Raw genomic sequence first — 16,042 nt, 5'->3', positions numbered from 1 at the left:
ATAAAGCTTTTAACCCTATCTCTCTTCAGCTATAAAATGGTACTTATAAATCGCTAGACTCCCCAACGTATATTAAACAAAACAAAAAGACGAACACTGTTACAGTGTTCGTCTTTTCTTTTGCATGATTAAGATTGTATGCTGCTTGCGTATTCGATTACAGTAAACCCATCAAATTAAACGAAAGAATTAAACCAGAGAATACAATCGAAACCGTAGAGCAGAGCTTGATTAAAATATTGAGGGACGGGCCAGAGGTATCTTTAAAAGGATCACCAACCGTATCGCCTACCACAGCGGCTTTATGGCAATCGGAGCCTTTTCCACCATGGTGACCAGCCTCAATGTACTTTTTGGCATTATCCCATGCGCCACCAGCGTTCGACATAAATACTGCCATCGCAAAACCGGTAACCGAAACGCCGCCCAAAAGTCCTACAACGCCTTCCGCGCCTAAAATAAGGCCGGTAAGTATTGGTACTATAATTGCCAACATCGCGGGGGCAATCATCTGGCGCAATGCGCCTTTTGTGCAAAGGCTAACGCAGGCCTCATAGTCGGGTTCTGTTGTTCCTTCCATAATGCCGGCTATTTCTTTAAACTGGCGGCGAACTTCCATAACAATAGACTCTGCGGCAACCTGCACTGCACTCATGGTAAAAGCAGAGAATACAAAGGCAAGCATTGCGCCAATAAACAAACCAACCAACACAGTGGGGTTGGTTAAAGAGAGATCCATTGTAAAACCTTTTTCGTTTACAATATTTACATAGGAGACCAATAGTGCCAAAGCAGTTAAAGAGGCAGAGCCAATCGCAAAGCCCTTACCCGTTGCAGCCGTTGTATTGCCAAGGGAATCGAGTGCATCGGTACGCTCGCGTACCTGCTCAGGCAAACCGGCCATCTCAGCAATACCGCCAGCATTATCTGCAACCGGTCCGTAAGCATCCGTTGCAAGTGTAATGCCCAATGTGGAAAGCATTCCCACAGCAGCAATACCAATACCGTACAGACCCAAGTTGTAGCTAGTTCCACCACCAGAAGCAAAGAAACTAATGATTACCGCTGCAACAACAATGAGAATGGAAGCTGCAGTGGAACGCATTCCCAAAGACAAGCCGCCAATGATTACAGTAGCGGAGCCAGTCTCAGACGAAGCGGCAAGATCTTGAGTCGGCTTATAGGTATCTGACGTATAGTATTCTGTAAAATAACCAATTGCGCAACCACCAATCAAGCCGCACAGGATAGCAACATACACGCCCCAATTACCAACCGTGTAATACGTTAGGGGTGCTGCTACAATGGCAGACAATACCGCTGCCAAATAGGTTCCGGTACGCAGGGAAGTAAGAAGTGATTTTTGGGTTGCATCTTCCTTTGTTTTCACGAAGAAGGAGCCGATAATGGAACAAGCAATACCGCATACTGCCAGCAGCATCGGCAAAAGCATTCCGCTAAACCCATAACCAGCAGCGGCAGCCAGAGCAAAGGTTGCTAAAATAGAACCAACATAAGATTCATAAAGGTCTGCACCCATTCCGGCAACATCGCCTACATTGTCCCCTACATTATCTGCAATGGTAGCGGGGTTACGGGGGTCATCCTCCGGAATGCCTGCTTCTACCTTACCAACCAAATCGGCACCAACGTCAGCCGCTTTGGTATAGATTCCACCACCAACACGAGCAAACAACGCCATAAAAGAAGCGCCCATGCCGTTCATAACCATAATATTACCCAGTTGGGTGGCATCGGTAATGCCAAAACCATAGTGCAACACATGGAACCAGATTGAAATATCGAGGATTCCTAAACCTACCACAGTAAAGCCCATTACTGAGCCGGAAGAAAACGCAACACGCAAGCCCTTATTTAAGCTTTCAGAGGCCGCCTGAGCCGTACGAGCATTCGCGTTGGTAGCGATTTTCATACCGATAAGGCCTGCGAGCATGGACCAAATACCACCCGATAAAAAAGCAAACGGAGTGAATTTGGAGAGCATTTGTCCATCTGTAAAAAATGCCATCCCTAACAGAATTATAAATACAATCACAAACACTTTTGCAACCGCAGAGTATTGCTGCTTTAAATAGGCATTTGCACCTGCACGGATAGATGCCGCTATCTTTTTCATTTCAGCGGTACCTTCTGAATATTTCATTACTTTCTTTTCTTGCAAAAATGCAAAAAAAATGGCCAGGATAAACCCGACAAAACCAACCCAAAACAAATTTTGCAATGGGGTTCCCTCCTTTTTCTTCTCAAGTCCTAAACAATTGATAAAAACATATTATTTTCTATTTCTCTTTTCTGAAAAATCGGGTCGTTATTTTTCCTCCTTTCAAAGTGGATGCTGATAGCCATTTTCAAAACAAAAAAGGGTAAAAGCTTCAAACGAAGCCTCCACCCTAAGCTACAAATCTTGAAAACAGTTATCAAATTCATATGAAAACTGCCCAACCGGAAAAGAGATATTTAATTGTGCTAATTCTACAACTTCTATTTCATTTTGTCAACAGTTTTAAACAATCTTTCGCAAGATTTATCGACATCATTTTGAAACAAACGTAAATTTCGGCCTTAAATAATAAATAAAAAAAAGCCCGCACAAGTCAGTAGAAATTCACTGATGGCAAGCTTTTTACTCTTAATATTGATTAGGCTTTCTCTGCATGCCGCCTGCGAGACGGCTGTCCGCTCCTCCAAGGTTTTTTGGGGGATTTGGATTTATTATAATTCTCATGCCGTTTATTTTCTTTTCTGAAATTACTTTCTTTCGGTTGCTTATGAGGATTTTGAATATCCGGCAAGAGTGCCTTTCCATCTAACGCACAGGGCGTAATGTTGGCTTTGGTATTTCTCATAATCATATGCAGCTTGCCACGTTCTCTGGGGTAAATGAGCGTATACGCAACGCCGCTCTGATTTGCACGACCGGTGCGCCCAATGCGGTGCACATAGCTGTCAGAGTCACCAGGAATGTCATAGTTGATAACAACGTCGATTCCGCCAACATCAATACCACGGGCGGCAACATCGGTTGCTACAAGTGTTTTCACTCTACCATTGCGGTAGCGCTGCATTACTTGGTCGCGCTGTCTTTGGCGCAAGTCACCATGAATTGCCTCTGCTGGGTGTCCGGCATCGGTTAACTGATTCGCAAGTGTGTCTGCCATCACTTTTGTAGAAACAAAGATGAGTGAAAGCTCGTATTGCTTCTTCTCCATTAACTGCATCAAGCTAGAGAACTTTGCATTTCCTCGTACCTCACAGAAATACTGCTCCACTTTTTCTACTTTATTTACATTCTGCTGAATGCAAATATGCTGTGTATCTTTTTGGTACTGCTCTGCAATTTTTTTAATCTCGTCGGACAAAGTTGCTGAAAACAATACCGTTTGCCGCTCCTGCGGAACACACTCCAAAATAGAGTGAATATCTTCACGAAAGCCCATGTCCAGCATTTGATCCGCTTCATCAAGCACGATGCTGTTTACACGGTTTAATCGGGTGGTTCTTCTGCGCATATGGTCCATTAAGCGACCAGGGGTAGCAACCACAATTTGCGGGCAGCGCTTCAGCGCCATAATCTGCCTTTGAATGGGTTCTCCTCCATACAAAGCCAGAATGCGAATCCCCTTTTTAAAGATAGACATTTGTTTTAACACACTGCAGGTTTGCAGTGCCAGTTCGCGTGTTGGGCAGAGAATCACCGTTTGAATTTGGCGGTTTTCGGGGTCCGCATTTTCTAAAACCGGCAGACCAAACGCCGCTGTTTTTCCGGTTCCGGTCGGTGCCTGCACCAATAAATCCTGTTTCTCTAGCATGGGAGCTATTGCCGCTGCCTGTACAGGAGAAGGGTTTTGAAACCCCATTTTTGTAATACCTTGCATTAGTTCCGGTGTAAAACCAAATTGATCAAAGTTAGTAATAATCATAATCTCCATTTCTTCAATACGTTTATTGATTGTAAACAAAAGAAAAGCCGCCATATCCAAGTTGGAAATGGTGACCTCTCTCATTCGATGGTCTTAAGCTAATTTCACGTTTACAGCACGCAGCTTTTTGCTGTTTTTCGGGTCCTGCTCTGTGTCGAAAGTTACCTTATCGCCTTCATTCAGGCTCTTATAGCCTTCAGACTGAATGGCAGAAAAGTGAACGAATACATCTTCACCGCCGTCATCATTTGAGATAAAACCAAATCCTTTTTCGGAATTAAACCATTTTACTGTACCAGAATTCATATGAGTGGTACCTCCATTTTTCTATTTGCACCTACCACTGCACAAAAAAACACACATTTCTATAACTCATTAAACGAATCAATGACTTACAAAAACATGTGAGACAATGTAACATTTTTAGAATACCTATTAAATGTAACACACATTGTCTCTTTCGTCAACTTTTATTTTAAAAGAACTATTATTTTAATTGTAACATTTCCGTTTATTTCTTTTTTAAAAAAGCATTCAGTAAATAAAAGCTTTGTATTAAAGTAATAACTTTGAATTAAATAGGATGCGTCATTCAGGCTTTAATCGCCCACCGCAATTTTGCAGAGCGAGCACGACTGTTCCGATTGCACTCTTCTAAGGTAGGCCGTATTATCTCTGTAGAAATTTCGCTGTACGCCCCTTCGCGATGCAACGCTTTGAACGACTTTTTAACGAGCCTGTCCTCCCCCGAATGGAAGGATAAAATGGCGACTCGTCCCCCCTTAGCCAATACATTCGGCAGCTTTTCTAAAAACTCATATAACACTTCAAACTCACTGTTTACATCAATCCGCAGAGCCTGGAAGGTTCTTTGGCTCGATTTACGAATGACCTCTGTGCGCTGATCCTTCGGAACAAACTTTAGAGCTTCTTCAATTACAAGGCGAAGCTGAGTGGTTGTTTCAATGGGAACACCTTTTCGTAATTTAGTCACAATCGTATTTGCGATTTGGGCCGCATATGGTTCATCTGCATTCTCTATGAGCATTCCTTCCAATTCATCCCGTGTTAACTCTTTTAATCGCTCAGCACCAGAGATTCCTTTTTCAGGATTCAGGCGCAAATCTAGCGGGCCTTCCCTTTTAAAGGTAAACCCCCTCTCGGGATTATCAATTTGCATGGACGAAAGCCCCAAATCGGCTAACACAAAATCGAAGGGGCCCTCCTCAGCAGCTACTTGATCAATGTTTGCAAAATTAAGCTGCTTAATGGTTAAGATTTCTGGCCCGTAGCCTAGCTTTTGCAAGCGCTCCCGGGTCTTTACTAATTCAATGGGGTCTGCGTCAAGGGCAATCAAACGGCCTTTTGACTGCAAGCATTTCAGCATTTCTAAGGTATGGCCACCATACCCTAAGGTAGCGTCTAAACCGGTTTGTCCGGGCTTTATTTGCAGAAAATCCAATATCTCTTTCACACAAATAGAAATGTGCATTCCGGCAGGTGTATTGCCCTTTTGAATTATCTTCTCAATCGTATCGGCATATTTTTCCGGCTCTAGCTCTTTGTATTTCTCTTTAAAATTCCTTGGATGCGTCCCTTTGTACCGCGGGCGCCGTTGGTGCTTCTGCTCTGGATTCTCCATATAAAACGTTCCTTTCTTTCCTCTTTATGTTAATCAATCGTTTAATCCTTTTTATAATTCTATTATACTGTCTATCCATGTGCGGTACAACATTTGAATCTAATTTGTTAGGTAAATCTATGTGTCGATGCGTAATATCTCTATAAAAATCTTTGTTCTATATTGTGGTTAATTATGGTATAATAATTCAATTATTAACGATTGGAATCGGGAGATTTTGGAATGAAAAGGAAGGCCTTCACATTATTTTTTGCTTTCGCAATTGCACTGTCATCAACCACATATGCTCAAACAACACCCAGTGAGTTAACTCTTGTAAAAGACAATTTGCAATATCGAACACTATGGGGGTTCTCAGGCGGATTTTCAAAGGTTAGCCAATACGCGGATAAAAGTAAGAAATATGAACTCTTTGGACTCATCGATACAGCAGGGAACGAAGTGATTTCGCCAAAATACCATCAGATGTCAAACGTTTCTGATGGTTATGTACGGGTTGGAATGGATACCGACAACAACAGCGATACGGGCACACTTGACCTTGGGCGAGGAATTGATAAATGGGGATTTCTCAATACAAAGGGAGAAACCGTTATTCCACTTATCTATGATAAAGCGGAAGGTTTCTCACAAGGCCTAGCCTTAGTAGGCACGAAATATCAATATGTTCAAAAGCCAATTGCAGGATTGCCCAGCTCAACGCAAATCGGCTATAAAACCGGTTTCATTAATAAAGAAGGTAAGGTAACTGTTCCGCTCATTTATGACGAAGCAAAGGGCTTTTCAGAGGGGCTGGCCGTAGTAGCGAAAAACAACAAATACGGATTTGTTGACAAAAACGGTAAAGTCGTTGTTCCTCTAATTTATGATTATGCCGACAGCTTTTCGGAGGGATTCGCAGCCGTTTGTAAAAATGACAAACATGGTTTTATCAACGCTCAGGGGAAAGTTGTGATACCCATGAGATACGATTATGTTCAAAGCTTCCATGAGGGTTTGGCCGTTATTGAACAAGGCGATAAAAAAGGAATCATTAACAAGCAGGGAAACGTTATTTTACAGCCCACCTACGATAATATTAGCGAATTTTCTGGGGGACTCGCCTTTGTTGCGCAGTCAAATAAAGAAAAAGTTGTTTATAAATACGGTTTTATTAATACCACTGGAAAAGTCGTGATTCCTCTCAATTATTTTAGCGTGTCTCCTTTTTCAGATGGCCTATCCATTGTAAAAACCACAAATGAGCTAAATAAAAATTACAGCGTAATTGATAAGAGCGGAAAAACCATACTTCATTATTCAAACAATACCCTTCAGGATTTTCAAAATGGTTTTGCAATCATCGGAAAGAACACTTATCAATCTTATAACCTTTCCGATACATTCGGGATGATTGATAAAAAAGGAAACGAACTGCTCCCCATAAAATATTCCAGTATTCACTATAATGATGGGTACATCATTGCAAAAGAGCAAAATGGTACCAGTACAATTTGGAAGATAAAATAGAACTGTTCAAATAAAATGCACCCCGACAAACAGTTTTTTATTCTATTTATCATGGTGTACAATTTTAAATTCGTCTTTTGTATTTACGTTATTTCCATCCATCATTTATTCGCAAGTAATAAAATTGTAGGGCTTCACCTTATCATTTTTATTTAACTTAATAAAAAATCTTACCATATTGGAGGAACTTATGGCTAAATGTGCCCATTGTAAAAAGCAAGGTCTATTTTTAAATTTAAATTCGATGAAATTGTGCGACAAATGCCAAAAAGAATATGAATTAGTGATTGTACCGCACATAGAACGCTGGCAAAAAAACATAGAAACTATAAAACAAAATGGCAACTTGGCAGAAAATTTTTCTTATGCCGTGGATGCCCTTGAATCATTATCTGCAATAAAAGAATTTGGCTCGACAGAAATTGATATTATTAATGCCATAGATAACACGCAACGAATCAAGGAAGTATATGATTGGTTAGACGATATTACCGATTTAATACAGGGGATGATAGATCAAGTAGAAAAATCGATTTTCCATAATTTGAGGAAACTAGAAACAGCGACAGAAGACGATTTAGTCCAGGCGTTTATTGAGTCAGTAAGGCGAGCAGGTGCCACTCCAAGCGATCTACCGTATGACATCTCGAAAAGCATTCACAGTATTTTAAATGATCTTGTCGAGGAGGAGCATGTTGTAAAAAATAAGATAGGGGATGAATACAGGTACTCCATATCGTGCGATTAAAATTGAATCCACCTATTGACGTACAATAGTAACATAAAGATTTGGTATATTAAAAGAGATAAACTAAGGCATTATCGGTGATTTATTGACTCTCTATCTCCTGAATATAATCTTAATGTTCATAAAAAGCCTCATCATTTCCCATCTAAATTGTTCTATCAATTACATAATAACGCTAATCATACCTTGCAGCTTATGTTCGCCATGAGTAAACAACCAGTTTTTATAAAAATCACGGAGTTTTTGCTCCGTGATTTTTTGTAATGCTTCATATTCTCATGTAAGACATATCACTCAGTTTTCTTATTACATGTTTGCCATTCGTATTCTCTTGCATAAATGTAACACCTCCCGACATACCAAATAAGTCATATTTATTCAGCTTTTCAACTTCAAATCCAAGCCAAATGGCATTAAATACACTCAATGTATCTCCATGCGATACTATAATAACGTTTTCGTTTTCACCATTCAAAATTTCATTAAATAGAGGTTGTAACCTGTTCCACACATCTCTACGAGACTCAGCATCACGAAACATTTTGTCGTCAACAGTAGACTCTTGGCACTCCATATTTTCACGCAACCATTGTACCGACTTTCCAACTGCCGAACCCAAGTTACGCTCCCTTAAAGCATCACGAATCACCAATTCAGCGTTTAAATGTGTTGCTACAATTTCGGCAGTACGTCTTGCACGAAGTAAATCTGAAGAATACATTATAAACTTTTCTTCGCCTAATTCAGAAGAGAGATTTTTACCGATATTTTCTGCTTGTTCTTTTCCTAGCTCTGATAAATCCCAGTCAGTCCAAGAACCAACCATACCATTGGTATGATGGACGGATTGAGTGTGTTGAATTGTTATTATTCTTTTCATAACAGTCTCCAATTAGCAATAAATTACACTTAAAAAACCGGTCATGATATTTTACCTGTATCATGACCGGTTTATCAATGATGTGTATCTGATTGTTCTCTCAACATGAGGGTGTGCATCTATGAAAAACGGGAGTAGTAAACCCAATTATCAAGCACCCCTTCTTCTACCCACTGGCGATTTCGGATTGACATTTTAAGTCAAATATTTATAAGGTTGTCCGACTTCTTTTCTAATTCATATTTATCAAAGCAACTATTATAGATGTTAAACTATAATAGAAAACAATTTACAACCGATAAACAGAAATATAAAATCCCACAAGAGTTGAAAGCTCGTTAAGTTTATCTAACTTTGCTTTATCATGTTGTGATGTCTTTCGAGTATATGGTGTCATTGTAAAAAGGTTTTGAATTTCTGAATTATTATGCAATTTCAACGTGTAGCAAATTGATTTTCGTTCGATTAAAGTCATTCCCTCTGGATGGATAGGCGGTGTATTTAGATACGTTTCGTCATAAACAGCAGCTTTTAATCCAATCAAGTGGTCTTCTGTTGGAGAAACTTCTATAAAAAAACCACAAGGGGACATCAATCTCTTAACTTCATCTATAGAATACGGCGCAAATATAGACACAATGCCATCGCAAGAGCCGTCAGCAAGTGGCACTTTAAAAGCATTTGCAACAGCAAAGAGAGCACTTTCGTCGCGACAACGCTTTGCAGCATGAATGACAGCGTTTTTTGAAATATCAATACCAAATAGGGTTAAGGCTCTTTTCGTATCAAGCAATCCTTGTGTATAATATCCCTCACCACAGCCACAATCTAGAATAACTGCTTTTTTTTGCAAGGGAAAATAGTTTTTTATGATTTCACAAAGCATATTTTTTAAAGGCTCATAATGTCCTCCGTCTAAAAAAGCTTTACGAGCTTCCACCATAGCTTTGTCATCACCAAATGTGTGAGAAGAGCGTTTTTGTGCCATTAGAAGATTGACATAACCAGATTTCGCAATGTCGTAACTATGCCCATTTTCGCATTGAAGCGTGTTTTGGCTTTGATTAAGGTTTGTTAAGCATTTGGGACAAGAAAAGTTCAAGGTTCCACCTCATATTATTTTATTAAGTAGATTGTTATTATTTTTTTCACGTTTGTTTTATACAAAACTTTAAAATCTGCTTCATGGGTAAATTATTTCTATATTCAAAAACAAGAAAAACCCGCTGAATCCTAAGACTCATGCGGATTTTCCTTTGGTGCTGGTGACCGGACTTGAACCGGTACGGTGTTGCCACCGAGGGATTTTAAGTCCCTTGCGTCTGCCGATTTCGCCACACCAGCAAATAACGATTACATTGCATAAACTGCGATTCATACACTCAAAAAGCAATTACGAACCGGAGCATCTATGCAATCTTCCACCGTAAAAATATACATTAAAAACGGCGTGAAGATATTATAGCACAACCGGCTCGTAAAATCAATTGCAAATTTACTGCTATATGGGAGAATTTGCACAAAATATTAGTGTTTAAAAACAGCGACTACCGTTTGAAGCATAATCTTAAAATCTTGCCATACAGAGATACGATTGAGATATTCTAGGTTATAACGCATCTTTTCCGGCAGAATGTCATTAATATAAATTTCTTCCGGATCGCCACCAGAATTAAGCAGTTCATCCTCATCCTTAAAATGGATACTCGCCGTTGCAGTTACGCCCGGACGCACCAAAAGGGTTGCCAAGTACTCGGGCTTGTAGGCATCTACATACTTACGCACCTCCGGTCTTGGCCCCACGAGGCTCATGGTACCATCCAGAACATTTAGAACCTGCGAGAACTCATCCAAACGGCACTTTCGAATCAACTTGCCCACTCGCGTGATTCGTGAATCTCCTTCTGTGGTAAGCGCCAGACCTTTTTTATCTGCATCCTGTACCATAGAGCGAAACTTATAAATACGAAAATCTTGCCCGTTAAGGCCTACCCGTACTTGTCTAAAAAAAACCGGACCTTTGGAATCGATTTTAATCGCCACTGCCAACAACAAAAAAAACGGCGATAAAACCAATAAAATCAATGCTGCAACCACAATGTCAAACACTCGCTTAAAAAACAAGGAGATCTTTTGCCGGTTCAACAGCTCAATATAAGGTTTGATTTCTTCCTGTTGCATCCACTGGGGTAACTCCTGATATTGCACACTTTTCACCATTTTCCTTAAAAACTTTGCGTGGAAGCTTCTACCTATCATTATGGCAGAATTTTCTCTTTTTAAACTGTACCCAAAGAAATAACATTTGTCAAATCCTTTTTCTTTTTGTCGACGTTTACGAAACAATTTACGAAACTACTACGGGATGATATAATTGTTATAGAAAGAAAGTAAAATTATATTTCCTGTATTATAACGATAGAAACGGGGTTTTCCGATGTGTTATCTTGGCATTGATTTGGGCGGCACAAACATTGCGACTGGTGTTATTGACCGTAACGGCAAGCTTTTATCCAAACAGTCTATGCCCACCGGTGCTCCTTGCTCACCACAGGAGCTATGCGACAGAATTGCTTTGGCCGCGCAAATCGCTTGCGCAGAGGCAGAACAGACCGTACAAGCAGTGGGAATTGGCTGTCCTGGTTCGGTAAATCGTAACTCCGGCGTAGTAGAGCTTACACCTAACTTACCGTTTCGTCATTTTCCCATTCGGGAGGAATTGGAACGCCGCCTGCACCTCCCCATTGGCGTGGATAACGATGCCAATGCTGCTGCCTGGGGCGAGTTTAAGGCCGGAGCACTTAAGGGGGCACACAATGCAGTTGCCATTACCCTTGGAACGGGTGTTGGGAGTGGCTTAATATTAAACGGTAAAATCTATGCCGGACAAAACGGCGCCGCTGGCGAAATGGGCCATATGGTGATTGAACGTGACGGTCGCGCCTGCAACTGCGGCAGACGAGGCTGTTGGGAAAAGTATGCTTCCGCTACGGGGTTAATACTAACAACACGTGAGCTTATGGAACAGGATACCGCCCATGAAAGCGCGCTTTGGCAGATGGTTAACGGAGATTTAAACCAAATTTCAGGCAGAAGCGCATTCGATGCCATGCGTAAGGGTGACGTGCTTGGCGCAAAGGTGGTAGAGGTTTATATCAGAGACTTGAGCTGCGGGCTAATTAATATCATTAACAGCTTGCAGCCAGATACTATTTGTATTGGCGGGGGAATTAGCCATGAGGGGGAAGCTCTGCTTGCACCTACAAAGGCAATCGTAGAAAAAGAGCAGTATGTAACCAACTCTCCAATCCAGACAAAGCTGGTTACCGCCAAGCTGGGAAACGATGCAGGCATCATCGGTGCGGCACTCTCCGGTGCGGAGCTTTGTGGACAATAACTATTTTACGAAATACATAAAACTATAACATTGCAGAACAAAGAATGCGTCCTGAACTCGACACATGCCGAGCACAGACGCATTCTTCTTCTCTTTTATACGGATTCTTCGAATACAATTAAAAGATACTATGAAACCGTTCAGAATTATATTAGAGAGTGTGAATTAGCTCGCCGCAAATTGGCTGTTATACAAATTCGCATAAAAGCCTTTATTTGCAAGCAGTTCCTCATGTGTTCCCTGCTCAATTATTTTGCCAGCATTCATAACCAAAATCAAATCCGCTCCCTGTATGGTAGAAAGGCGATGAGCAACTACAAAGCTGGTACGCCCCTCCATCATACGCTGAAAAGCCTTTTGCACTAACAGTTCTGTGCGGGTATCAATACTGCTGGTTGCTTCGTCGAGTATTAGCATAGGCGGGTCAACGAGCATCACCCGGGCAATACAAAGTAATTGCCGTTGCCCTTGCGATAGGTTTCCCCCATCCTCTGAAATCATCGTATCATAGCCATTGGGCAAACGGGTAATAAAAGAATGCGCCAATGCCGCTTTTGCAGCTGTTTCCACTTCCTCCAACGTTGCATTCGGCTTGCCATAAGCGATGTTATCACGAATCGTACCAGAGAAAAGCCACGTATCCTGCAATACCATACCGAATAAAGAGCGAAGGCTGCTGCGCGAAATCTGGCGGATGTCGGAATCGTTCACCCGAATGCTGCCACTGTCTACATCATAAAAACGCATAATCAGATTAATAATCGTGGTTTTGCCGCAACCGGTAGGACCTACAATAGCAATTCTCTGCCCTGCGTGCGCATTTATATCAATTTCTTGCAAAAGCTTGGTATTTGGGCGGTATGAAAAACTAACATCATCAAACGTTACCGTATAGTCGCTTCCCTTTACCTGCTGGGTATTTTCAGACTCTGCCGGCTCTTCCTCTTCATCGAGCACCTCAAATAAACGGCGAGCAGAAGCAAATGCCGTTTGAATTTGAGTTAGCACAGCGGTCACCTCATTAAATGGCTTTGTGTATTGGTTGCCATATGCTAAAAAGCTAGTAATCTGCCCTACACTTAAATGAGTAGGAACACCAGTGATGGCACATATTGCTCCAATTACCGCAACCGAGGTATATACAATACCATTTACAAAACGTGTAGATGGATTAGAAAGTGAAGAATTAAATTGTGCTTTTTCTCCTGCTTCGTACAACCTGTCATTAATTTCGTCAAATGTATTTTCTGCACGATTTTCATAATGAAATGCCCGAACGGTTTTGATGCCGCCCACCATTTCTTCAATTAGTCCGCTAAGCTCTCCCTGGCAAGCTTGCTGGTCAAAAAAGCGCTTTCTAGATATTTTCGCAATAAAAGCAGCCACAAACAATGAAAGTGGAGTTATGCAAACCACTACGAGTGTAATTACTGGGCTAATGGTGAGCATGAACAGCAGTGTGCCTACTATTGTTACTACACCTGTAAACAGCTGTGTAATGCCTTGCAGCAAGCCATCTGACACTTGATCCACATCATTCACAACACGGCTGACCAAATCTCCATGCGCGTGGCCATCAATATACTTTAAAGGTAAGCGGTTTACCTTTTCATATGCCTTTACGCGTAAATCACGTACCGTGCGGTAGGTCGCTTGATTGGTGCAATAGGTCATAATCCATTGGAATACCGCGCTTGTAACAACGGTAATAGCAAGCAAAAGAAGGATTTGCCGCATTCTCTCAAAATCTACCTTACCCGGTTCAACCACTTGGTCAACTGCATGACCAATGAGAATAGGAGCATATAATGAAAGAGATATATAAATAATAGCGCAGAGTAATGCACCTGCGAGATACCCCAAATAAGGCTTCATATACCCGGCTACACGACCAATTATAGTGCGGTTCATTTTGCCACCTCCTCACGGTTCATCTGCGACAGGCAGATCTCCTGATAAACCGGGCAGCCTTGAACTAGCTCTTCATGAGTACCAATTCCAGCCACAGCTCCATCATCGAGTACCATAATTCGGTCTGCATGGCGAATTGAGCTCACTCTCTGAGACACAATTAATACGGTCATTTCGGCAGTATCATTTTTTAGAGCACGACGCAAGGCCGCATCTGTTGCAAAATCCAATGCACTTGAGCTATCATCAAGAATTAACACTTGTGGATTCTTAGCTAGGGTTCGGGCAATTGCTAAACGCTGACGTTGACCACCCGAGTAATTTTTACCGCCTTGACTAACAGGCGATGACAATCCCTTTGGCAAAGCCCTTACAAATTCTTCTGCTTGCGCAGTTTTGAGAGCCAACCACAATTCATCATCTGTTGCGTTCGCATTTCCCCATTTCAGGTTTGTTCCGATCGTTCCAGTAAACAGTTCAGATTGCTGAAGTACAATACCAACTCGATTTCGTAATATTTGAAACGGATATTCGCGTACATCTACACCGTCAAGAAGAACTTGACCCTCCGTAACATCATAAAAACGAGGTATTAAATTAACGAAAGTTGACTTGCCAGAACCCGTACCACCTATAATACCTATGGTTTCTCCGGGAGCAATTGCGATATTACAGTCCTTAATTGCATATTCTCCAGATTGATGATAAGAAAAACTTACATTGCAAAACTCTACCTTTGGTGCACCGGGTATGGTCTTAACTTCTTCTGAACGAGTGGTTTCTCTTACTGCGGTTTCCGTTTGAAGCACTTCGTTTACTCTGGATGCGGAAGCTGATGCTTTGGTAAAAATAACGACTAAATTTGCAACAACTACTAGAGCCAAAAAAGTTTGGTTCATGTAGTTAATCAAGGCCACAATCTGACCCTGAGAAACGACTCCATTATCCACCCGATAGCCACCAAACCATACAATCGCTAAAATAGAAAAGTTCACTATAGAGAATGTAATTGGGTTTAACAAAGCGGATAGTTTACCAACACGAATGGCAACGGCAGCCTGCTCCTCAGCAGCATCAGTAAAACGCTCTGTCTCTTGTTTTTGCCTTGAAAAAGCGCGGATAACCCGTACGCCAGACAAGCTTTCGCGCGATAAACGAGAAATCACATCCAATTTCTTTTGTATGGACTTAAAGAATGGGATGGAACGACTCATAACCAAATACAGAGCAAGACCTATGAGTGGAGTTGCTACAACGAAAATAATTGCTAACGGTACATCTATAGTCATTGCCATAATTACCGCACCTATGGCGAGGAACGGCGCACGCACTACCAGCCGAATTAGCATTGCCACTGCAAGCTGAAGCTGATTAACATCGTTCGTTAAACGGGTGATTAAAGATGGTGTGCCAAAACGGTCAATTTCCGCATATGAGAGCGTATTAATATGGCGAAATAATTCTCCACGTAAAACGGTTCCGAAGCCTTGAGAAGCCTCTGCAGCCATCTTCTGGCAGACAAGAGTTGAACACAGCCCTACTACACCGAGCAGCAGCATAACACCGCCCATCTTCCAAACATACGGTACATCTGCCCTCAGAACACCTTGATCGATAATTCTCGCTGTAACTATTGGTATAATTAGCTCAAAAATAGCTTCTATCAATTTAAAGATAGGACCAAGAATTACCTGTTTTCGATATGATTTTAAGTATTTAGTAAGTTCACGCAAAAATGATCAGGCCCTTCATTTCGTAATGTTAGTTTTACAATTTAAAGATTTGTAAAACAATGCTTATAAAATGATATCTCCACAGTTTCTCTCTAATTAATTCTATTATTTAAATACTAGCTTAATAAATTACTATCTGGCATTTAGTACCACTAAGCTGATGATTCAATGCTCTCTCAGCCGCCAAAAGCTTCGCTTTTGCGCGCGGTGTGAGGTTATTCAATCATTAATCCTTCGGTTCGCTTTCGTAAAACTGCGGACAAACTATTGTTACCTCTAAG

12 protein-coding genes, 1 tRNA gene and 1 other annotated feature are annotated in these 16,042 nt (G+C 41.3%); of the genes, 3 read left to right on the top strand and 10 right to left on the bottom strand.

Translation table 11 applies throughout. The features are described 5' to 3' along the window. Positions 1–157 precede the first annotated feature (157 nt). From E7L17_RS06760 to rsmH, 4 genes are all read right to left on the bottom strand, one after another. Positions 158–2,242, bottom strand: coding sequence for a sodium-translocating pyrophosphatase (locus E7L17_RS06760; RefSeq protein WP_316322500.1), 2,085 nt, complete (start codon positions 2,240–2,242; stop codon positions 158–160). A gap of 158 nt (positions 2,243–2,400) precedes the next feature. Then, positions 2,401–2,465 (bottom strand) — a sequence feature (sodium ion sensor (DUF1646 type); this cis-regulatory element may regulate processes involved in with the transportation of sodium ions). Positions 2,466–2,660: 195 nt separating this feature from the next. Then, the gene (locus tag E7L17_RS06755; protein WP_316322499.1) at positions 2,661–3,980 is read right to left on the bottom strand and encodes a DEAD/DEAH box helicase; all 1,320 of its coding nucleotides are present in this window, start codon (positions 3,978–3,980) and stop codon (positions 2,661–2,663) included. Between the two features lie 54 nt (positions 3,981–4,034). Continuing rightward, positions 4,035–4,247, bottom strand: a complete 213-nt coding sequence (locus tag E7L17_RS06750) for a cold-shock protein (protein ID WP_316322498.1) — start codon at positions 4,245–4,247, stop codon at positions 4,035–4,037. A 286-nt stretch (positions 4,248–4,533) separates the two neighbouring features. Further along, on the bottom strand, positions 4,534–5,583 hold the full coding sequence (gene rsmH, locus E7L17_RS06745) for a 16S rRNA (cytosine(1402)-N(4))-methyltransferase RsmH (protein WP_316322497.1): 1,050 nt from the start codon (positions 5,581–5,583) through the stop codon (positions 4,534–4,536). 222 nt (positions 5,584–5,805) lie between these two features. On the opposite strand from rsmH, the gene E7L17_RS06740 reads away from it, so the two are divergent. Further along, on the top strand, positions 5,806–7,092 hold the full coding sequence (locus E7L17_RS06740) for a WG repeat-containing protein (protein ID WP_316322496.1): 1,287 nt from the start codon (positions 5,806–5,808) through the stop codon (positions 7,090–7,092). 190 nt (positions 7,093–7,282) lie between these two features. After that, on the top strand, positions 7,283–7,840 hold the full coding sequence (locus E7L17_RS06735) for a hypothetical protein (protein WP_316322495.1): 558 nt from the start codon (positions 7,283–7,285) through the stop codon (positions 7,838–7,840). A 268-nt stretch (positions 7,841–8,108) separates the two neighbouring features. Here E7L17_RS06735 and E7L17_RS06730 read toward each other — a convergent pair whose 3' ends face one another. The 4 genes from E7L17_RS06730 to E7L17_RS06715 all read right to left on the bottom strand — a co-directional run bounded on the left by E7L17_RS06730 (position 8,109) and on the right by E7L17_RS06715 (position 10,901). Then, positions 8,109–8,720, bottom strand: coding sequence for a histidine phosphatase family protein (locus E7L17_RS06730; protein WP_316322494.1), 612 nt, complete (start codon positions 8,718–8,720; stop codon positions 8,109–8,111). Positions 8,721–9,009: 289 nt separating this feature from the next. After that, positions 9,010–9,822 (bottom strand): putative RNA methyltransferase, encoded by an 813-nt coding sequence (locus E7L17_RS06725; RefSeq protein WP_316322493.1) that lies wholly within the window; start codon positions 9,820–9,822, stop codon positions 9,010–9,012. Between the two features lie 155 nt (positions 9,823–9,977). Beyond that, positions 9,978–10,064, bottom strand: a tRNA-Leu gene (locus E7L17_RS06720). 183 nt (positions 10,065–10,247) lie between these two features. Further along, positions 10,248–10,901, bottom strand: coding sequence for a sugar transferase (locus E7L17_RS06715; protein ID WP_316322492.1), 654 nt, complete (start codon positions 10,899–10,901; stop codon positions 10,248–10,250). 256 nt (positions 10,902–11,157) lie between these two features. Here E7L17_RS06715 and E7L17_RS06710 point away from each other — a divergent pair, with 256 nt between their 5' ends. Then, positions 11,158–12,117, top strand: coding sequence for an ROK family glucokinase (locus E7L17_RS06710; RefSeq protein ID WP_316322491.1), 960 nt, complete (start codon positions 11,158–11,160; stop codon positions 12,115–12,117). Between the two features lie 165 nt (positions 12,118–12,282). Here E7L17_RS06710 and E7L17_RS06705 read toward each other — a convergent pair whose 3' ends face one another. Both E7L17_RS06705 and E7L17_RS06700 read right to left on the bottom strand, forming a co-directional pair. Next, positions 12,283–14,028 carry an ABC transporter ATP-binding protein gene (locus E7L17_RS06705; protein WP_316322490.1) on the bottom strand — a complete coding sequence of 582 codons (1,746 nt, stop codon included), beginning with the start codon at positions 14,026–14,028 and terminating at the stop codon, positions 12,283–12,285. Beyond that, the gene (locus tag E7L17_RS06700) at positions 14,025–15,761 is read right to left on the bottom strand and encodes an ABC transporter ATP-binding protein (RefSeq protein WP_316322489.1); all 1,737 of its coding nucleotides are present in this window, start codon (positions 15,759–15,761) and stop codon (positions 14,025–14,027) included. Before E7L17_RS06700 ends, E7L17_RS06705 begins: the two co-directional genes overlap by 4 nt. Positions 15,762–16,042: the final 281 nt, after the last annotated feature.

The sequence above is a fragment of the Clostridium sp. genome, from assembly GCF_032576335.1.
In the GTDB taxonomy this organism is placed as follows: Bacteria; Bacillota; Clostridia; order Oscillospirales; family Acutalibacteraceae; genus Faecalispora.
Note: the sequence above shows the minus strand (reverse complement) of the source record. Positions and strands in the feature narration are given on the sequence as shown.

Bases quoted from the DNA above. Each gene is read 5' to 3' on its own strand.
- E7L17_RS06750 (WP_316322498.1), bottom strand. From the start codon at position 4,247: ATGAATTCTGGTACAGTAAAATGGTTTAATTCCGAAAAAGGATTTGGT.
- rsmH (WP_316322497.1), bottom strand. From the start codon at position 5,583: ATGGAGAATCCAGAGCAGAAGCACCAACGGCGCCCGCGGTACAAAGGG.
- E7L17_RS06740 (WP_316322496.1), top strand. From the start codon at position 5,806: ATGAAAAGGAAGGCCTTCACATTATTTTTTGCTTTCGCAATTGCACTG.
- E7L17_RS06735 (WP_316322495.1), top strand. From the start codon at position 7,283: ATGGCTAAATGTGCCCATTGTAAAAAGCAAGGTCTATTTTTAAATTTA.
- E7L17_RS06730 (WP_316322494.1), bottom strand. From the start codon at position 8,720: ATGAAAAGAATAATAACAATTCAACACACTCAATCCGTCCATCATACC.
- E7L17_RS06715 (WP_316322492.1), bottom strand. From the start codon at position 10,901: ATGCAACAGGAAGAAATCAAACCTTATATTGAGCTGTTGAACCGGCAA.
- E7L17_RS06710 (WP_316322491.1), top strand. From the start codon at position 11,158: ATGTGTTATCTTGGCATTGATTTGGGCGGCACAAACATTGCGACTGGT.
- E7L17_RS06705 (WP_316322490.1), bottom strand. From the start codon at position 14,028: ATGAACCGCACTATAATTGGTCGTGTAGCCGGGTATATGAAGCCTTAT.